This is a genomic window from Streptomyces radicis (genome assembly GCF_003626575.1).
GTDB classification, from domain to species: domain Bacteria; phylum Actinomycetota; class Actinomycetes; order Streptomycetales; family Streptomycetaceae; genus Streptomyces; species Streptomyces radicis.
Genome location: NZ_RBDY01000001.1, coordinates 266,160 through 284,686 on the forward strand (window position 1 = coordinate 266,160; position 18,527 = coordinate 284,686).

18 protein-coding genes and 1 tRNA gene are annotated in these 18,527 nt (G+C 72.3%); 18 read left to right on the forward strand and 1 reads right to left on the reverse strand.

Going from position 1 to position 18,527, the window contains the following annotated elements:
• Window positions 1-5 precede the first annotated feature (5 nt).
• The 4 genes from D7318_RS01225 to D7318_RS01240 all read left to right on the forward strand — a co-directional run bounded on the left by D7318_RS01225 (window position 6) and on the right by D7318_RS01240 (window position 3,680).
• Window positions 6-476 (forward strand): SRPBCC family protein, encoded by a 471-nt coding sequence (locus D7318_RS01225; protein WP_230423234.1) that lies wholly within the window; start codon window positions 6-8, stop codon window positions 474-476.
• 42 nt (window positions 477-518) lie between these two features.
• A tRNA-Val gene (locus D7318_RS01230) sits at window positions 519-590 on the forward strand.
• Window positions 591-1,084: 494 nt separating this feature from the next.
• Complete coding sequence (thrS, locus tag D7318_RS01235) at window positions 1,085-3,064, forward strand: threonine--tRNA ligase (protein ID WP_183091235.1); 1,980 nt, start codon at window positions 1,085-1,087, stop codon at window positions 3,062-3,064.
• A gap of 58 nt (window positions 3,065-3,122) precedes the next feature.
• The gene (locus D7318_RS01240; RefSeq protein ID WP_120694917.1) at window positions 3,123-3,680 is read left to right on the forward strand and encodes an HIT family protein; all 558 of its coding nucleotides are present in this window, start codon (window positions 3,123-3,125) and stop codon (window positions 3,678-3,680) included.
• Between the two features lie 21 nt (window positions 3,681-3,701).
• Here D7318_RS01240 and D7318_RS01245 read toward each other — a convergent pair whose 3' ends face one another.
• Window positions 3,702-5,381, reverse strand: a complete 1,680-nt coding sequence (locus D7318_RS01245; protein WP_230423235.1) for a hypothetical protein — start codon at window positions 5,379-5,381, stop codon at window positions 3,702-3,704.
• 242 nt (window positions 5,382-5,623) lie between these two features.
• Here D7318_RS01245 and pgsA point away from each other — a divergent pair, with 242 nt between their 5' ends.
• The 14 genes from pgsA to D7318_RS01315 all read left to right on the forward strand — a co-directional run bounded on the left by pgsA (window position 5,624) and on the right by D7318_RS01315 (window position 18,387).
• Window positions 5,624-6,364, forward strand: coding sequence for a phosphatidylinositol phosphate synthase (gene pgsA / locus D7318_RS01250; RefSeq protein WP_120695214.1), 741 nt, complete (start codon window positions 5,624-5,626; stop codon window positions 6,362-6,364).
• A complete protein-coding gene (locus D7318_RS01255) occupies window positions 6,361-7,308 on the forward strand; it encodes a phosphatidylinositol mannoside acyltransferase (RefSeq protein WP_120694918.1) in 948 nt (315 codons plus the stop codon). Before pgsA ends, D7318_RS01255 begins: the two co-directional genes overlap by 4 nt.
• Window positions 7,305-8,465, forward strand: coding sequence for a glycosyltransferase family 4 protein (locus tag D7318_RS01260; protein ID WP_120694919.1), 1,161 nt, complete (start codon window positions 7,305-7,307; stop codon window positions 8,463-8,465). Before D7318_RS01255 ends, D7318_RS01260 begins: the two co-directional genes overlap by 4 nt.
• 32 nt (window positions 8,466-8,497) lie before the next feature.
• Window positions 8,498-9,058 (forward strand): LemA family protein, encoded by a 561-nt coding sequence (locus tag D7318_RS01265; protein WP_120694920.1) that lies wholly within the window; start codon window positions 8,498-8,500, stop codon window positions 9,056-9,058.
• A 153-nt stretch (window positions 9,059-9,211) separates the two neighbouring features.
• Window positions 9,212-10,126, forward strand: a complete 915-nt coding sequence (pdxS, locus tag D7318_RS01270) for a pyridoxal 5'-phosphate synthase lyase subunit PdxS (protein ID WP_120694921.1) — start codon at window positions 9,212-9,214, stop codon at window positions 10,124-10,126.
• Window positions 10,127-10,142: 16 nt separating this feature from the next.
• Entirely contained in the window at window positions 10,143-10,733 is a 591-nt protein-coding gene (gene pdxT, locus D7318_RS01275; RefSeq protein WP_120694922.1) for a pyridoxal 5'-phosphate synthase glutaminase subunit PdxT, read from the forward strand.
• Between the two features lie 74 nt (window positions 10,734-10,807).
• Window positions 10,808-11,560, forward strand: a complete 753-nt coding sequence (locus tag D7318_RS01280) for a YebC/PmpR family DNA-binding transcriptional regulator (protein ID WP_120694923.1) — start codon at window positions 10,808-10,810, stop codon at window positions 11,558-11,560.
• Window positions 11,561-11,681: 121 nt separating this feature from the next.
• Complete coding sequence (ruvC, locus tag D7318_RS01285) at window positions 11,682-12,236, forward strand: crossover junction endodeoxyribonuclease RuvC (protein ID WP_120694924.1); 555 nt, start codon at window positions 11,682-11,684, stop codon at window positions 12,234-12,236.
• Window positions 12,233-12,859 carry a Holliday junction branch migration protein RuvA gene (gene ruvA, locus D7318_RS01290; protein ID WP_120694925.1) on the forward strand — a complete coding sequence of 209 codons (627 nt, stop codon included), beginning with the start codon at window positions 12,233-12,235 and terminating at the stop codon, window positions 12,857-12,859. The genes ruvC and ruvA overlap by 4 nt, the downstream gene beginning before the upstream one ends.
• 44 nt (window positions 12,860-12,903) lie before the next feature.
• On the forward strand, window positions 12,904-13,968 hold the full coding sequence (gene ruvB, locus D7318_RS01295) for a Holliday junction branch migration DNA helicase RuvB (protein WP_120694926.1): 1,065 nt from the start codon (window positions 12,904-12,906) through the stop codon (window positions 13,966-13,968).
• A 174-nt stretch (window positions 13,969-14,142) separates the two neighbouring features.
• A complete protein-coding gene (gene yajC / locus D7318_RS01300) occupies window positions 14,143-14,604 on the forward strand; it encodes a preprotein translocase subunit YajC (protein WP_120694927.1) in 462 nt (153 codons plus the stop codon).
• A 183-nt stretch (window positions 14,605-14,787) separates the two neighbouring features.
• Entirely contained in the window at window positions 14,788-16,596 is a 1,809-nt protein-coding gene (gene secD, locus D7318_RS01305) for a protein translocase subunit SecD (RefSeq protein WP_230423236.1), read from the forward strand.
• A gap of 1 nt (window position 16,597) precedes the next feature.
• Entirely contained in the window at window positions 16,598-17,830 is a 1,233-nt protein-coding gene (gene secF, locus D7318_RS01310) for a protein translocase subunit SecF (protein ID WP_120694928.1), read from the forward strand.
• The gene (locus tag D7318_RS01315; protein WP_120694929.1) at window positions 17,827-18,387 is read left to right on the forward strand and encodes an adenine phosphoribosyltransferase; all 561 of its coding nucleotides are present in this window, start codon (window positions 17,827-17,829) and stop codon (window positions 18,385-18,387) included. The genes secF and D7318_RS01315 overlap by 4 nt, the downstream gene beginning before the upstream one ends.
• Window positions 18,388-18,527 lie beyond the last annotated feature (140 nt).

Below are 18,527 nucleotides of genomic sequence, written 5' to 3' on the forward strand. Positions count from 1 at the left end.
ATAGCGTGATCGCCGACAGCCGGACAAACCGATTCCGATTCCGCGGTGACTGGTGGGTAGCCGCGCCGCCCGACGCCGTCTATGGCGTCCTCGTCACACCCGAGGACTACCCCCGCTGGTGGCCCCAGGTCCGCGAGGTCGTGCGGACCGGGCCCGACACCGGCTCCTGCCGCTTCCGCTCGGCCCTCCCGTTCGACCTCCGCGTCGGGATCAGGGAGACGCGCCGTGACCCCGCTGCCGGGGTGCTCCACATCGCGCTGAGCGGGGACCTCGACGGCTGGCTGCGCTTCTCGGCCAGCCACCGGGACCCCGGCACCCGGGTCAGCTGGGAGCAGGACACCGCGCTCACCAAACGGCTTCTCCGGCCGCTGGCACGGCCGTTGCGCTCGGCGTTCACCGCCAACCACGCCCTGATGATGCGGGGCGGACAGCGAGGTCTGCGCGCCTGGTTGGGAGTTCATTTGGATGACAGGTGATCCACACGGTATGGTTCTACCCGTGCCGCGGTGAGCGGCCCCGGGCGATTAGCTCAGCGGGAGAGCGCTTCGTTCACACCGAAGAGGTCACTGGTTCGATCCCAGTATCGCCCACGAGTGCGAGGGTGAAGTGTGTCCACGGAAGGCGTGGACCGCTTCGCCCTCGTCGTTTTTGCTCGGCTTCGCCTCGCGTGGCGGGGGCTTCGCCACCCGCACCCCCCTGGGGGTTGGTGGTGTCCGCGGAAGGTGTGGACGGCTTCGCCCTCGTCGTTTGTGCTCGGCTTCGCCTCGCGTTGCGGGGGCTTCGCCACCCGCGCCCCCTTCGGCAAGTCCTGAGGGCTTCACGGGTGTTGGGTGTGGTCTTCGCCGCTTCGCGCGTTCGCCCGGGTTCCGGGGGGTGGGTCCGGTGCGCGTCGGCCGCTCGGCCTTCGTCGTTTCCTCCCGGTCCCGCCTCGCGCAGCGAACGCTCCTCCCACCCGCACCCCACACGGCGGCCACCGTTCCCGCGCGGCCAGCGCTTTCTGCTTCGCCCTCGGGTGCTTCAGGTCGGTACGATGCCAACCGCGCAGCGCAGGCTGCCTCCATACGCCATGAGTCAGGAGAGACCGGTGTCAGACGTCCGTGTGATCATCAAACGCGATTCCGAGCGGGAAGAACGCGTGGTGGCCACGGGCACGACGGCCGCCGCGATCTTCGAGGGCGACCGGTCCGTCGTCGCCACCCGCGTCTGGGGCGAGCTGCGGGACCTCGCCCGCCCGCTGGCCGACGGGGACGAGATCGAGCCCGTTCTCATCGGGTCGCCCGACGGCCTCGACATCCTGCGCCACTCCACCGCGCACGTGATGGCGCAGGCCGTGCAGGAGCTGTTCCCCGAGGCCAAGCTCGGCATCGGGCCGCCCGTGAAGGACGGCTTCTACTACGACTTCGACGTGGAGCGGCCGTTCCAGCCCGAGGACCTCGGCCGCATCGAGAAGCGGATGCAGCAGATCCAGAAGCAGGGGCAGCGCTTCTCGCGCCGTGTGGTGGGAGACACCGAGGCCAGGGACGAACTGGCCGGTGAGCCCTACAAGTTGGAGCTGATCGGGCTCAAGGGCGCCGCCGCGGACCAGGCCGAGGGCGCGGGCGCCGAGGTCGGCGCGGGCGAGCTGACCATCTACGACAACGTCGACCCCTCGTCGGGCGACGTCTGCTGGAAGGACCTGTGCCGCGGCCCGCACCTGCCGAGCACGCGGCTGATCCCGGCGTTCAAGCTGATGCGCACCGCCGCCGCCTACTGGCGGGGCAGCGAGAAGAACCCCCAGCTCCAGCGGATCTACGGCACCGCGTGGCCGAGCAGGGACGAGCTCAAGGCCCATCTGGCGTTCCTCGCCGAGGCCGAGAAGCGCGACCACCGCAAGCTCGGCGCCGAGCTCGACCTCTTCTCCATTCCCGAGGAGCTCGGCTCAGGCCTCGCCGTCTTCCACCCCAAGGGCGGCGTCATCCGCCGGGTCATGGAGGACTATTCGCGGCGCCGCCACGAGGAAGCCGGGTACGAATTCGTCAACACCCCGCACATCACGAAGGCGAATCTCTTCGAGACCTCGGGCCATCTGCCGCACTACGCCGAGTCGATGTTCCCGCCCATGGAATTCGATGGGCAGGACTATTACCTCAAGGCGATGAACTGCCCCATGCACAACCTGATTTTCCGGGCGCGTGGGCGGTCCTACCGGGAATTGCCGCTGCGGCTTTTCGAGTTCGGCACGGTCTACCGGTACGAGAAATCCGGCGTCGTGCACGGCCTCACCCGCGCCCGCGGCTTCACCGTGGACGACTCGCACATCTACTGCACCAAGGAGCAGATGCCCGACGAGCTGGACGCGCTGCTGACCTTCGTGCTCAACCTGCTGCGCGACTACGGCCTCAGCGAGTTCTACCTCGAGCTGTCCACCCGCGGTGACTCGGACAAGTTCATCGGCGAGCCCGAGGAGTGGGCCGAGGCCACCGAGGTGCTGCGCCAGGCCGCGGGCAAGCAGGGCCTCGAGCTCGTCATGGACCCTGGCGGCGCGGCGTACTACGGGCCGAAGATCTCCGTGCAGGCCAAGGACGCCATCGGCCGCACCTGGCAGATGTCCACGATCCAGGTCGACTTCCAGCAGCCCAAGCGTTTCGAGCTCGAATACACCGCGGCGGACGGCTCACGGCAGCGGCCCGTCATGATCCACCGCGCGCTGTTCGGCTCGATCGAGCGGTTCTTCGCCGTCCTCGTCGAGCACTACGCGGGCGTCTTCCCGCCGTGGCTCGCGCCCGTGCAGGCCGTCGGCATCCCCATCGGCGACGCCCATGTCCCCTACCTCGAGGCGTTCGCCGCCGAGGCCAAGGGGCACGGGCTGCGGATGGACGTCGACAGCTCGTCCGACCGCATGCAGAAGAAGATCCGCAACGCCCAGAAGCAGAAGGTCCCGTTCATGGTCATCGCCGGGGACGACGACATCGCGAACGACGCGGTCAGCTTCCGCTACCGGGACGGCTCGCAGAAGAACGGCATCCCCCGCGACGAGGCCCTGGCCGAGATCGCCGACGCGGTCGCGCGACGCGTCCAGGTCTGACCCGGAGGGCTCCGGGCGCACACCGCCCCGGGGCCCTTCAGGCGCACGGCAACGCCATATGCTGGCCCGCATGAGCAGCGAGCCGGAGCAGCAGATCGGGGTCGGGACGCCGGACGCTTTCCAGCGCCTCTGGACCCCCCATCGGATGGCCTACATCCAGGGCGAGGGCAAGCCCACCGGCGACGGGGCCGGGGACGGCTGCCCGTTCTGCTCGATTCCCGGCAAGAGCGACGAGGACGGCCTGGTCATCGCCCGCGGCGAGGTCACCTACGCCGTCCTCAACCTCTACCCGTACAACAGCGGCCACCTGCTCGTGGTGCCCTACCGCCATGTCGCCGACTACACCGACCTCGACCACGCCGAGACCGTCGAGCTGGCCGAGCAGACCAAGCGCGCCATGACCGCGATCCGCACGGCATCGGGCGCCCACGGCTTCAACATCGGCCTCAACCAGGGCTCGGCCGCGGGCGCGGGCATCGCGCCCCACCTGCACCAGCACGTGGTGCCGCGGTGGGGCGGGGACGCCAACTTCATGCCCGTCGTGGGGCACACCAAGGTCCTGCCCCAACTCCTCGCCGACACCCGGCGGATGCTCGCCGAGGTCTGGCCCGCCTGAGCGCGGCGGGCCGCGCCCGGCTCACATGTTGTACTCGTCCGCCTTCCGCGGCTCGGCGGTCTGCACCTGACCGCTGAGCGCCTGCGACCTGCTCTCGAACGCCGAGACGTCCACGCCGTGTTCGTCGAGCACCCGCATCGCCGCCGCGTGCGCCACCCGCAGCACCGGCGTCACGGCCCGCAGCGCGTCGTCCATCATGAAGCGGTGCTTCCACGGCGCCGTCGCCCACGTGTGGCGCAGGCCGAACGGCTCCGGCAGGCTCAGCGTGCCGCCGTACTTGTCGAGCCGCGCCGGGAACCATGTCAGCGGCGCCCGCGCCGCGAGCCGCACCACTTCCTTGGCGTCCACGTACGGCAGCGGCTGCTCCACCATCTTCCAGGGCTTGCCCGCGCTGCGGATCTTCTTCTTCTTGGTGTCGGGGCCCTTGCGGAAGAAGCCGTGGAGCGGGCCGAGCGCGTGCGCCGTCACCTCGATCCGCAGCGTGTGGTGCAGCACGGTCACCGTGATCATCATCGTGATCACCAACTCGCCGTCCCACAGCACGAACTGCACGCCGAGGTAGTGCCGGTCGCCCTTGTCGAACTGCTGCTCGTTGCAGATCCGCTGGACCTCGATGTTGCTGAAGCTGAACCCCTCGGTGTTGGGGCCCTCGGGGCGCGAGACGGCCCCCGCGCCGTTGCCGACGTGGCGGACCACCCAGTGCGTTATCGAGGGGGTGGGGAAGCCACCGGTGTGCAGCGGCCCGCGCTCCAGCATCCGCAGCTGGTCGTGCATCGCCCGCGCGACGTCCCACGCGCGGAACGGGTCGATGTCCCGCTTGGCGTCCTTGGGCCGCAACTCCTCGGCCAGCTGCCAGCTGGCCCAGCGCACGCCCATGCCCAGTATCCCGTCGGTGCCCGCGTAGTGGATCAGGTTGCTGCTCTGCTCGGCCGCGAGCTTCGCCAGGCCCACCCGCAGCCGCTCGGCCTCCGCGTCGTTGGGGTTCTGCGGAACGGCCTCGGGGATCTGCGCGCCGCCCCCGCCGCCGCCCAGCAGCTCCGACCAGTGCGCCCGAAGGTTCTTCGCGGTGCGCTCGCAGATCTGCTTCGCCAGGTACCAGCCGATGATCGGCGCGGGCAGCGCGGCCCACACATAGATCTGGAGCACGCCGTCGACCGGCAGCCGCAGCACCATCAGCACGATCAGCGCGGCGACCAGGACGAGCCCGGCCATGCCGAACGCGCCCGCCCGCCGGTCCTGCGCCCCCGCGATCGTCCGGCGCAGCTGGAAGAGACCGAGCCATATCAGGACGCCGGGCAGGAACAGCAGCCCGAAGACGATCATGATGGCGGTCAACTGCCTGTCCCGCTGCTTGCGGATGCGCTTGGCGGCCAGGCTGTGCTCCACCACCGTCTGCGGCTCGGCGCCGAAGGACTGCACTATCGGCTTGCGCCCGTCGGCGAGCATCCGCACCTCGATGGCGCGCGTGAACGCCTCGCCGAGGTTGGGCTCGAGGAGCGAGAAGCGCCCGCCGTTCACCTTGGCCTTGGCGTTCGGCTCGCAGATGTCCGCGGGCGCGACGCCCTCCCGGTAGGCCACCGAGGCGATCGCGCTGCTCACCCCGGTCCTGCCGCTGTCCGCGGCGGACAGCGGGATCTGCGCCCCGGGCGCGAAGTCGAACTCCACCCCCGCCGATCGCTTCAGGTCGTCCAGCCCGGCCACCGAACACCCCCACAGTCCTCACACGCCTCGAACGCCAGCCGCCTCCAGGCCAGTTCCCTTCCCGGAGGCCCGGCACACCTGCCCGGACCAGCCTAGCGGCGCGCGGGGGTCCACGGGGCCACGACGACCGGCTTCGCGCCATCCGCCGGGGCCCGCGTCGCCGTCCCGCGCACGTGGCTACGATGGGGCTTTCGGACGGCCGCCCCGACGCGGCCCGCTGCGACCTGACCCCTGGGAAGGCCATGCTCAACAAGTACGCGCGTGCATTCTTCACGCGTGTCCTCACGCCGTTCGCCGCCTTCCTGCTGAGGAGGGGGGTGTCCCCGGACGCCGTGACGGTGGCGGGGACCGCCGGAGTCATGGCGGGAGCACTGGCCTTCTACCCCAGAGGTGAGTTCTTCTGGGGCACCGTCGTCATCACCCTGTTCGTCTTCTCGGACCTGGTCGACGGGAACATGGCGCGGCAGCTCGGCACGTCGAGCCGGTGGGGCGCGTTCCTCGACTCCACCCTCGACCGGGTGGCCGACGCCGCCATCTTCACCGGCATCGCCCTCTGGTACGCCGGGAACGGCGACAACCTGATGCTCTGCGCGGTCACCATCTTCTGCCTGGCCAGCGGCCAGGTCGTGTCGTACACCAAGGCCAGGGGCGAGAGCATCGGCCTGCCGGTCCGCGTCAACGGCCTGGTCGAGCGCGCGGAGCGCCTGGTGATCACGCTCGTCCTGGCCGGATTCGCCGGGTGGGAGCGGACGTTCGACGTGCCGCACATCGGCCTGCTGCTGCCGCTCGCCCTCTGGGTGGTGGCCTTCGGCAGCCTGATCACCCTCGTCCAGCGCGTGGTCACCATCCGCCGCGAGTCCGCCGAGGCCGACGCCGCCGCCCGCCAGGAGCAGGAGCAGGAGCGGGAGCCGGAACGCGAGCAGGAGCGGAAGAGCGAGCGGGAGCGGGGCAGCGAGCAGGCCCAGGGAAGCGGCCCGGCATGAGGGACCGGCTCGCCGACGCGCTGTACGCCGCCGGGTGGAGCACGATCAGACGCATGCCCGAGCCCGCCGCCCAGGCCCTGGGCCGCCGGGTCGCCGACTCCGCGTGGCGCCGCCGCGGCGCCGGCGTGCTGCGCCTCGAGGCCAACCTCGCGCGCGTCGTCCCCGGCGCGGGGCCCGAGGAGCTGCGCGAGCTGACCCGCGCCGGGATGCGGTCCTACCTGCGGTACTGGATGGAGACGTTCCGGCTGCCCGCGTGGAGCACGGAGCGGATCAAGGGCGCGTTCCAGACCCAGGATTTCGAGCACCTCACCGATGCCATAGACGGTGATCGCGGCGTCATCCTCGCCCTCCCGCACATGGCGAACTGGGACCTGGCCGGGGCCTGGCTGGTCACCGCGCTCGGGGCGGAGTTCGGCACGGTCGCCGAGCGCGTGAAGCCCGAACGCCTCTACGACCGCTTCGTCGCCTACCGCGAGGCCCTGGGCATGGAGGTGCTCCCGCACACGGGCGGCGCGTCGTTCGGGCGCCTGGCCAGGCGGCTGCGGGCCGGGGGCCTGGTGTGCCTGGTCGCCGACCGCGACCTGTCGGCGTCCGGCGTGGACGTGACGTTCTTCGGCGAGACCGCCCGCATGCCGGGAGGCCCCGCCCTGCTCGCCCAGCAGACCGGCGCGATGCTCCTGCCGGTCAGCCTGTGGTACGACGAGCCGCCGGTGATGCGCGGCCGGATACTGCCTCCGGTCCCCGTGCCCGAGACCGGCACCCGCGCCGAGCGGACCGCCGTCATGACCCAGGCCCTGGCCGACCACTTCGCCGCGGGCATCGCGGCGCACCCCCAGGACTGGCACATGCTCCAGCCCCTGTGGCCCGCCGACGTCGCCCGGCACGCCGCCGCGGCGGGCGGGGGCGGCCGCGGGGGCTCGGGCCGAGGAGGCGGAACGGCATGAGGATCGGCATCGTCTGCCCCTACTCCTGGGATGTGCCGGGCGGTGTCCAGTTCCATGTCCGCGACCTGGCCGAGCACCTCATCCGGCGCGGCCACCATGTGTCGGTGCTCGCCCCCGCCGACGAGGACACCCCACTGCCGCCCTATGTCGTCGCGGCGGGGCGTGCCGTCTCCGTCCCGTACAACGGCTCGGTGGCGCGCGTGAACCTCGGCGTGCGCTCCGTGGCGCGCGTGCGGCGCTGGGTGCACGAGGGCGACTTCGACGTGCTGCACATCCACGAGCCGTCCGTTCCCTCGCTCGGGCTGCTGACGTGCTGGGCGGCGCGCGGCCCGATCGTGGCGACGTTCCACACGTCGAACCCCCGCTCGCGCGTCATGATCGCCGCCTATCCGATGCTCCAGCCCGCGCTCGAGAAGATCAGCGCGCGCGTCGCCGTCAGCGAGTACGCCCGTCGCACCCTCGTGGAACACCTGGGCGGGGACGCGGTGGTGATCCCCAACGGCGTCGACGTCGGCTTCTTCGCCGACGCCGAGCCCAAGGCGGAGTGGCAGGGCGGGACCATCGGGTTCATCGGCCGCATCGACGAGCCGCGCAAGGGGCTGCCGGTCCTGATGCGCGCGCTGCCGCGGATCCTGCGCGAGCGCCCGGGGGCCAGGCTGCTGGTCGCGGGGCGCGGCGACGAGAAGGAGGCGGTGGCCGGGCTGCCCGACGACCTCAGGGGGCGCGTGGAGTTCCTCGGCATGGTGAGCGACGAGGACAAGGCCAGGCTGCTGCGCAGCGTCGACCTCTACGTCGCGCCCAACACCGGGGGCGAGAGCTTCGGCATCATCCTGGTCGAGGCCATGTCGGCGGGCGCGCCCGTGCTGGCGAGCGACCTGGACGCGTTCGCCCAGGTGCTCGACGGGGGAGCGGCGGGGCAGCTCTTCCCGAACGAGGACGCCGACGCGCTGGCCGCCGCCGCCGTCCACCTGCTCGGGGCTCCGGCACGGCGGGCCGAGCTGCGGGAGCGCGGCAGCGAGCATGTGCGCAGGTTCGACTGGTCGACCGTCGGCGCCGATGTGCTCGCGGTCTACGAGACGGTGACGGCGGGCGCGGAGGCGGTGGCCCCCGACGACCGGGCCGGGTTCCTCGGCCGCCTCGGCCGCACCCGCGACTGAGGCCGCGGGCCCTGCCGGTAGGGTGACGCCCCGTGACCACCGCCATCTGGATCGTCCTGGCCCTGCTGCTGATCGGCGTCTACCTCAGCTGGACCGCGGGGCGTCTCGACCGGCTGCACGCGCGCATCGACGCGGCCCGCGCGGCGCTCGACGCGCAGCTGCTGCGGCGCGTCTCCGTGGCCCAGGAGCTGGCCACCGCCGGGGTGTTCGACCCGGCCGCCTCCATGGTCATCTACCAGGCGGCGCACGCCGCGCGGCTCGCGCCCGAGGATCAGCGCGAGGTCGCGGAGAGCGAGCTGAGCCAGGCGCTGCGGGTGGTGTTCGCCGAGAGCGCGCAGGTCGTCGCGGTCCGTGAGGCCCCTGGCGGGCAGGCGAGCGCCGACGAGCTCGAGGCCGCGGTGCGCCGGGTGCCGATGGCCCGGCGTTTCCACAACGACGCGGTGCGCGCCGCCAGGGCCGTGCGCCGCCATCGCACGGTGCGGTGGTTCAGGCTGGCGGGGCACGCGCCGTTCCCGCTGGCGTTCGAGATGGACGACGAGCCGCCGCCGGCGCTGGTCGAGCACACGGCACGGCCCGATCGTCCAGGCCACTGAGTGCCGATTGGCCCTTTCGCCCGGGGCCACTTCGCGGTTTCATCGAAGGTGGCCTCGGCCGCCGGGCACGACGCCCGCGCCGCCACCGGTCCTACGATGGGGTGTACCACCCCATCTCTCCCCAGAAGCTACCGCTGAGTGAGGTCAGATCCCGTGTCGAGCACGTCATCCCCCGCCCCCACGACGCCGGAGACCGGCACCGCCCGAGTCAAGCGCGGCATGGCCGAGCAGCTCAAGGGCGGAGTGATCATGGACGTGGTCACCCCGGAGCAGGCGAAGATCGCCGAGGACGCCGGGGCCGTGGCCGTCATGGCGCTCGAGCGCGTCCCCGCCGACATCCGCAAGGACGGCGGCGTGGCCAGGATGTCCGACCCGGACATGATCGACGGCATCATCGAGGCCGTGTCCATCCCCGTGATGGCCAAGTCCCGCATCGGGCACGTCGTCGAGGCCCAGGTGCTCCAGGCGCTCGGCGTCGACTACATCGACGAGTCCGAGGTGCTGACCCCGGCCGACGAGGTCAACCACACCGACAAGTGGTCCTTCACCACCCCGTTCGTCTGCGGCGCCACCAACCTCGGCGAGGCCCTGCGGCGCATCGCCGAGGGCGCGGCCATGATCCGCTCCAAGGGCGAGGCCGGCACGGGGAACGTCGTGGAGGCCGTCCGCCACATGCGGCAGATCAGGGGCGAGATCGGCCGGCTGCGCGCGCTCGACAACCACGAGCTGTTCGCCGCGGCCAAGGAGCTGCGCGCCCCCTACGAGCTGGTCAAGGAGGTCGCCGGGCTGGGCAAGCTGCCGGTGGTGCTGTTCTCCGCCGGTGGCGTGGCGACCCCGGCCGACGCCGCGCTCATGCGGCAGCTCGGCGCCGAGGGCGTGTTCGTCGGCTCCGGCATCTTCAAGTCGGGCGACCCGGCCAAGCGGGCCGCGGCCATCGTCAAGGCCACGACGTTCTACGACGACCCCAAGATCGTCGCCGACGTCTCACGCGGCCTCGGCGAGGCCATGGTCGGCATCAACATCGACACCCTGCCCGACGGCGAGCGCTACGCCTCGCGCGGCTGGTGAGCGGAGGGCGGCACGCGTGACCTCCCCCCTCATCGGCGTTCTCGCCCTCCAGGGAGACGTCCGCGAGCACCTGGCCGCCCTCACCGGGGCGGGCGCACGGGTCACCGCCGTGCGCCGCCCCGAGGAGCTGGCCGAGGTCGAAGGACTGGTCATCCCCGGCGGCGAGTCGACCACCATCTCCAAGCTGGCCCACGCCTTCGGGCTGCTCGAGCCCCTGCGGGCACGCGTCAGGTCGGGCATGCCCGCCTACGGCTCGTGCGCGGGCATGATCATGCTCGCGGACAAGATCCTCGACCCGCGCTCGGGCCAGGAGACCGTCGGCGGCATCGACATGATCGTGCGGCGCAACGCCTTCGGGCGGCAGAACGAGTCGTTCGAGGCCGCCGTCGCCATGGCGGGCGTGCCGGGCGGCCCGGTCGACGGCGTGTTCATCCGCGCGCCCTGGGTGGAGTCCACCGGCGCCCTGGCCGAGACGCTCGCCGTTCACCGGGGGCACCCGGTCGCCGTGCGCCAGGACCACCTGCTGGCCACCGCGTTCCACCCGGAACTCACCGGCGACCACAGGGTCCACGCGCTCTTCGCCGACATGGTGCGCACGGCGCGGTAGCACGCTGCCGGTAGGATCAACCAGGTTGATCGACGTGTTGAGGGAATTTCTGGTGACATCGAAGGAGCAGCGCTGTGTCCGGCCACTCCAAGTGGGCAACCACCAAGCACAAGAAGGCCGTGATCGATGCCAAGCGCGGCAAGCTGTTCGCGAAGCTGATCAAGAACATCGAGGTCGCCGCGCGGACCGGTGGCGGTGACCCCGAGGGGAACCCCACGCTCTACGACGCCATCCAGAAGGCCAAGAAGAGCTCTGTCCCCAACACCAACATCGACCGCGCGGTCAAGCGCGGCGCGGGCCTCGAGGCGGGCGGCGCCGAGTACCAGACGATCATGTACGAGGGGTACGGGCCGAACGGAGTGGCCGTCCTCATCGAGTGCCTGACGGACAACCGCAATCGCGCCGCCTCCGACGTCCGCGTCGCCATGACGCGCAACGGCGGCTCGATGGCCGACCCCGGCTCCGTCTCCTACCTGTTCAACCGCAAGGGCGTGGTGATCGTCCCCAAGGCGGGGCAGTCCGAGGACGACGTGCTCGGCGCGGTGCTCGAGGCGGGCGCCGAGGAGGTCAACGACCTGGGCGAGTCGTTCGAGGTCGTCAGCGAGGCCGGCGACCTGGTCGCGGTCCGCACCGCCCTCCAGGAGGCCGGGATCGACTACGACTCGGCCGAGGCGGGCTTCCTGCCGACGATGCAGGTCGAGCTCGACGAGGACGGCGCCCGCAAGATCTTCCGGCTGATCGACGCCCTCGAGGACAGCGACGACGTGCAGAACGTCTTCGCCAACTTCGACGTGGCCGACGACGTGCTGGCCAAGGTCGACGCGTAGCACGACGTTCGACACCCCCAAGACCCCGTCGGCTCACGGCGATTGTCGGTGGGGCCGGGTAGCGTGCCGCGTGTCCCGCCCGAGCCGTTCCGGCGGGAGCCGTCGAACGAGGGAGGGCGCGTTGCGGGTACTGGGAGTCGACCCAGGGCTGACCCGCTGCGGGGTCGGCGTCGTGGACGGGGCCCCGGGGCGCCCGCTGACGATGGCCGCGGTGGGTGTGCTGCGCACCCCCGCCGACGCCGAGACCCCGCTGCGCCTGGTGGCCATCGAGCGTGGCCTCGAGGAGTGGCTGGACGCCCACAGGCCCGAAGCGGTCGCCGTGGAGCGGGTGTTCAGCCAGCACAACGTCCGTACCGTCATGGGCACCGCACAGGCGAGCGCGGTGGCCATGCTCTGCGCGGCCCGGCGCGGCCTGCCCGTCGCCCTCCACACGCCCAGCGAGGTCAAGGCCGCCGTCACCGGCAGCGGGCGCGCCGACAAGGCGCAGGTGGGCGCCATGGTCACGCGTCTGCTCCGCCTCGACGCGCCCCCCAGGCCCGCGGACGCGGCCGACGCCCTCGCGCTCGCCATCTGCCACATCTGGCGCGCCCCGGCCCACGACCGCATCAGGCGGGCCCACGCGGCGGCGCGCCGCGAGCCGCCGACCCCACGACCGAAGGGCACCATCCCCTCATGATCGCCTTCGTCGCAGGACCGGTCGCCGCCCTCGCCCCCGACTCCGCGGTGGTCGAGGTCGGCGGCATCGGCGTCGCCGTCCAGTGCACCCCTGGCACCCTCGCCGGGCTGCGCGTGGGCGAGCGCGCCAGGCTCGCCACGTCGCTCGTCGTCCGCGAGGACTCCCTCACGCTCTACGGCTTCGCCGACGACGACGAGCGCCAGGTCTTCGAGCTGCTCCAGACCGCGAGCGGCGTGGGTCCCCGCCTCGCCCAGGCCATGCTGGCCGTGCACAGCCCCGACGCGCTCCGCCTCGCCGTCTCGAGCGGCGACGAGAAGGCGCTCACCGCCGTGCCCGGCATCGGCAAGAAGGGCGCGCAGAAGCTCCTGCTCGAGCTGCGCGACCGCCTCGGCGCCCCGCTGTCCACCGCGCCCCGGGCGCGACCCGCGCGCGCCGCCGCGCCCCCCGACTGGCGCGAGCAGCTCAGTACCGCGCTCGTCGGCCTCGGCTACGCCCCGCGCGACGCCGAGGGCGCGCTGGCCGCCGTCGCCCCGCAGGCCGAGGCGGCCGAGGCCGATGGCGCGGCGCCCGATGTCCCGCGGCTGCTGCGCGCCGCCCTGCAAACCCTCAACCGCACCAGGTAGGCCCCCGTGAGCAGCGAGGCGGTCCGGGCCGGAAGGCGAACACCATGAGCTGGGACGAGCAGACCGACGGCGTGGAGGAGCGCCTGGTCGGCGCCGCCGCCGACCGCGAGGACCTGGCGGTCGAGGCGGCGTTGCGCCCCAAGGACTTCGGCGAGTTCATCGGCCAGACCCGCGTCCGCGAGCAGCTCGATCTGGTGCTGCGCGCCGCCCGCGCGCGCGGCGCGACCGCCGACCACGTCCTGCTCTCCGGCGCCCCCGGACTCGGCAAGACGACCCTCTCCCTGATCATCGCCGCCGAGATGGGCGCCCCGATCCGGATCACCTCGGGCCCCGCGATCCAGCACGCGGGCGACCTGGCCGCCATCCTGTCCTCGCTCGCCGAGGGCGAGGTGCTCTTCCTCGACGAGATCCACCGGATGTCGCGGCCCGCCGAGGAGATGCTCTACATGGCGATGGAGGACTTCAGGGTCGACGTCATCGTCGGCAAGGGCCCGGGGGCCACGGCGATCCCGCTCGAGCTGCCGCCGTTCACCCTGGTCGGCGCCACCACGAGGGCCGGGCTGCTGCCGCCCCCGCTGCGCGACCGCTTCGGGTTCACCGGGCACATGGAGTTCTACGAGCCCACCGAGCTCGAACGGGTCGTGCACCGCTCGGCCGGGCTGCTCGCCGTCGAGGTGACGGCGGACGGCGCCGCGGAGATCGCGGGGCGCTCGCGCGGCACCCCCCGCATCGCCAACCGCCTGCTGCGCCGGGTCCGCGACTACGCCCAGGTCCGCGCGGACGGCGTGGTGACCCGCGAGGCGGCCCGGCGGGCGCTCGCCGTGTACGAGGTGGACGAGCGCGGCCTCGACCGGCTCGACCGCTCGGTCCTGCACGCCCTGCTCAACCTCTTCGGCGGCGGCCCCGTGGGCCTGTCCACGCTCTCGGTCGCGGTGGGGGAGGAGCGCGAGACCGTGGAGGAGGTCGCCGAGCCGTTCCTCGTCAGGGAGGGGCTGCTCGCCAGGACGCCGCGTGGCCGCGTGGCCACCCCCGCGGCCTGGCGCCACCTCGGCCTGACGCCCCCGGCGCGGGAGGGCGGGACGGGACAAGACGGACTGTTCGGGATGTGAGGCGTTCCTGACAGCCCGGATTTCACGCCCGAGGAACTCCAGTGGCATCCTGAACGTTGTTCCCCGAGTACGGCCTCGCCTAGACTCCGCCGTTGCCGACCCCGTGCGGGAAGGCATGCCCGCCCCCCATACGTCAGGTCGCGCCAGCGGCCGAACAAAGGAAATCCCTCCGCCGTGGACATCGCGTTTCTCTTCCCCTTCATTCTGCTCATCGGCGTCATGTTCCTGATGACGCGCTCCGCCAAGAACCGGCAGCGTCAGGCTCTCGAGATGCGGGACTCGATGGAGCCGGGGTCGGGGGTGCGGACCATCGGCGGCATGTACGCCGAGGTCAAGGAGGTCAGGGAGGACACGGTCCTCCTCGAGGTCGCCCCCGGGGTGCACGCGGTCTACGCGAAGAACGCCATCGGCGCCGTCCTCGACGCGGACGAGTTCCAGCGGATCATCGACGACGAGCCGCACCAGGACGACGAGGACGAGGCCCCGGTCGTTCCCGATGACGCCTCCTCCCTGACCGAGGACGGCGGCGACCGCGTCGAGCTCGGCAAGGCCGACGCCGACGCCGACGCCGACGACGCCGTGACGTCCGACTCTCCTGACAGCTCCACCAAGGAGCCGCGCGACCCCCAGTCCTGAGCGAGGCGGCCTCGGCCGCTCGTCAGTCATTCCGCCGCGCGGCGGTCACCGGCCGCGGACCGCTGGACAGAGAGAGACGAGAAGGTGGCGACACCGAAGAAGAGCCTCAGGTCCTCCGCCAAGAGAAGCGGGAGGACCAGGGGAGCGCAGGGGAGGCCAGGGCGGGCCCTGGCGCTGATTTCGTTGATCGTGGTGGGCCTGGTCGCGGGGATGTTCGCCTCCGGTCACACGACGCCTCGCCTGGGCATCGACCTCGCGGGCGGCACGAGCATCACGCTCGCCGCCGTGGCCGAGGAGGGCAACGAGGACGCGATCAACTCGACGAACCTCAACACCGCCGTCAGCATCATCGAGCGCCGCGTCAACGGCCTCGGCGTCTCCGAGGCGGAGGTGCAGACCCAGGGCGACCGGAACATCATCGTCAACATCCCCAGGGGCACCAACGAGGAGCAGGCGAGGGAGCAGGTCGGCACCACGGCCGAGCTCGGCTTCCGCCCCGTGCTGACGATGGCCTCGGCCGCGCCCCCGGCCGAGTCGGGCGAGGAGCCCACGGACGAGCCGAGCGACGGCGCGGGCGAGGAGCCCACCGACGAGGAGTCGGGCGAGCCCACGGACGAGTCCGGCGACGGCGCGGGCGAGGACGCGACCGAGGAGCCGACCGACGAGGAGTCCACCGACGAGGAGCCGACGGACGAGGAGTCCGGCGACGAGAGCCAGAGCCTCGGCGTCCCCGGCGCCCGCGACGGCGGCCTCGGCACCATGAGCCTGGCGTCCCACCCCGCCCAGGACTCGACGGACGAGCCGAGCGACGGCGCGTCGGACGAGCCCACCGACGAGGAGTCGGACGCCGCGGCCGATGAGGGCGGTGAGGGCGAGGAGGCCCCGGCCGACCCGCAGGCCCAGCTCGACGCGCTCGACTGCACCACCGAGGCCGGGCGCCTCGAGGCCAGCAGGGCCGCCGCCCAGGCGCAGGACGACGAGCCCGTCGTGACGTGCGACGCCGAGGGCACCACCAAGTACGCGCTCGGCCCGGTGGCCGTCCCCGGCCGCGACGTCAGCGGCGCGGACGCCGTCTACGACACCCAGCGCGGCCAGGGCTGGATCGTCCAGATGGACTTCAGCAGCTCCGGCGCCGACAAGTTCGCCGACATCACCGCCGAGCTGGCCATGCAGGTCGAGCCACAGAACCGGTTCGCCATCGTGCTGGACGGCGAGACGGTCTCCGCCCCCTCGGTCTCCGAGCGCCTCGGCGGCGGCAGCGCCGAGATCTCCGGCGGCTTCACGCAGGCGTCCGCGGAGGACCTCGCCAACATCCTCCAGTACGGCGCGCTGCCCCTCACCTTCGAGGAGGCGAGCGTCTCCACGGTCTCGCCGACCCTCGGTGACGAGCAGCTGCGGGCCGGCCTGATCGCGGGCGGCATCGGCCTCGCCCTGGTCATCGCCTACATGCTGGTCTACTACCGCGGCCTGGCGCTGATCGCCATCGCCAGCCTCGTCGTCTCCGCCGCGCTCACCTACTCGCTGATGGCGCTGCTCGGCCCGATGATCGGCTTCGCGCTCAACCTCCCGGCCGTGTGCGGCGCGATCGTCGCCATCGGCATCACGGCGGACTCGTTCATCGTCTACTTCGAACGCATAAGGGACGAGGTCAGGGAGGGCCGCAGCCTGCGCCCCGCCGTCGAGCGGGCCTGGCCGCGCGCCCGGCGGACCATCCTGGTCTCCGACTTCGTCTCCTTCCTCGCCGCCGCGGTCCTCTTCGTGGTCACCGTCGGCAAGGTGCAGGGCTTCGCCTTCACCCTGGGCCTGACGACGGCGCTCGACGTGGTGGTGGTCTTCCTGTTCACGAAGCCGCTGATGACCCTGCTGGCCCGGCGGAAGTTCTTCTCCGGCGGCCACCCGTGGTCAGGCCTCGACCCCAAGCGCCTCGGGGCCCGCCCGCTCCTGCGCGCCAGGCGCCCGGCGCCCGTTCCCAGCGACCCCAAGGAGGCGTGAGATGTCACGGCTCGGTGATCTCGGTGCCCGGCTCTACCGGGGAGAGGTCGGCGTCGACTTCGTCGCCCGCCGGAAGATCTGGTACCTGGTGTCGATCGTGATCACGATCCTGGCCTTCGCCGGGGTGGGGCTCAAGGGCCTGCACATGGGCGTGGAGTTCGAGGGCGGCGCGGTCTTCACCACCCCGGCCACCTCCGTCTCCACCGAGACCGCCGAGGAGGTGGCGGAGGAGGCGTCGGGCAGCCAGGCCCTCGTCCAGACGCTCGGCGACGACGGCGCGATGCGCATCCAGGTCAGCGGCCTGGACACCGAGCACTCCAACGAGACGCGCGCCGCCCTCGCCGACGCCCTCGACATCGAGACCGAGGCGCTCAACGCCGAGCTGATCGGCCCGAGTTGGGGCTCCCAGATCGCGAACAGGGCGTGGCAGGGCCTGGCGATCTTCCTCGTCCTCGTGGTCATCTACCTCGCCATCGCCTTCGAGTGGCGCATGGCCCTCGCGGCGCTGATCGCGCTGGTCCACGACCTCACGATCACCGTCGGCGTCTACGCCCTGGTGGGCTTCGAGGTCACACCTGGCACGGTGATCGGCCTGCTGACCATCCTCGGGTACTCGCTCTACGACACGGTCGTGGTCTTCGACGGCCTGCGCGAGACAACCCGGAACTTCACGAAGCAGAGCCGTCACACCTACGCCGAGCTGGCCAACCGCAGCCTGAACGGCACGCTGGTCCGCTCGATCAACACCTCGGTGGTGGCCCTTCTCCCGGTCAGCGCCCTGCTGTTCATCGGCGGTGGCGCGCTGGGCGGCGGCATGCTCAACGACATCGCCCTGTCGCTCTTCGTCGGCCTCGCCGCGGGCGCGTACTCCTCGATCATGATCGCGACCCCGCTGGTCTCGGACTTCAAGAGCCGTGACCCGGTGGTCGCCGCCCATGACCGCAAGGTGCTCGCCCGGCGGGCCAAGCGCGAGGAGCTCGGCCTCGGCGCGGACGCCGACGACGAGGACGAGTCCGCGGACGACGACGCCTCGCCGAGGCTCTCGGACCGGGACCTCGAGGTCCCGGGCCTCGAGCACGGCGGCCACGACAGCCACGGCGACCACGACCTTGAGGACGAGGGCCGCCCGCCCGTCGCCGCCGCGGGCGCCGCCGCCCGAGGCTCCCGCGGGCCGCGCCGCCAGCCGACGTCGCGGGGCCGCGGCAAGGGCCGTCCCTCGGGGAAGCGCCGGTGACGGCCGCCGCCCGGTCGCGCGCCGAGGTCGAGGCGCTGCTGCGTGGCCGGATCCGCGATGTCCCCGACCACCCCGAGCCCGGGATCGTCTTCAAGGACATCACCCCGCTGCTCGCCGACCCGGAGGCGTTCACCGCGCTCACCGACGCGCTGGCCGCGTTCAGCATCGAGCACGGCGCCACCAAGGTCGTCGGGCTCGAGGCCAGGGGCTTCATCCTGGCCGCCCCCGTGGCCGTCCGCGCGGGCCTGGGCTTCGTCCCGGTCCGCAAGGCGGGCAAGCTCCCCGGGGCCACCCTCGCGCAGGCGTACGAGCTCGAGTACGGCAGCGCCGAGATGGAGATCCACGCCGAGGACCTGTCGGGCTCCGACCGCGTGCTGGTCATCGACGACGTGCTGGCCACCGGAGGCACCGCCGAGGCCGCCCTGCGGCTGATCCGGCGCTCCGGCGCCCAGGTCGCCGGACTGGCCGTGCTGATGGAGCTGGGATTCCTGCCGGGCAGGGCGCGGGTGCTCCCCGCCCTCGACGGCGCCCCCTACCAGGCGTTGCTCACCGTCTGAGAACGCCCGCGCACGCTCCCGGCTCCCGTCACACGGCGGGGGCCGGGGAGCGTACGCGGGCTTGCGCGCGTGCGGATCCCCTGGGCTCGTTACCATGGCAGTCCGATCAATTCCGGCCGGACTCTCCTCAGGCCGCCCGC

Bases quoted from the DNA above. Each gene is read 5' to 3' on its own strand.
- D7318_RS01240 (WP_120694917.1), top strand. From the start codon at position 3,123: ATGCTGGCCCGCATGAGCAGCGAGCCGGAGCAGCAGATCGGGGTCGGG.
- pgsA (WP_120695214.1), top strand. From the start codon at position 5,624: ATGCTCAACAAGTACGCGCGTGCATTCTTCACGCGTGTCCTCACGCCG.
- D7318_RS01255 (WP_120694918.1), top strand. From the start codon at position 6,361: ATGAGGGACCGGCTCGCCGACGCGCTGTACGCCGCCGGGTGGAGCACG.
- D7318_RS01260 (WP_120694919.1), top strand. From the start codon at position 7,305: ATGAGGATCGGCATCGTCTGCCCCTACTCCTGGGATGTGCCGGGCGGT.
- ruvA (WP_120694925.1), top strand. From the start codon at position 12,233: ATGATCGCCTTCGTCGCAGGACCGGTCGCCGCCCTCGCCCCCGACTCC.
- ruvB (WP_120694926.1), top strand. From the start codon at position 12,904: ATGAGCTGGGACGAGCAGACCGACGGCGTGGAGGAGCGCCTGGTCGGC.
- secF (WP_120694928.1), top strand. From the start codon at position 16,598: ATGTCACGGCTCGGTGATCTCGGTGCCCGGCTCTACCGGGGAGAGGTC.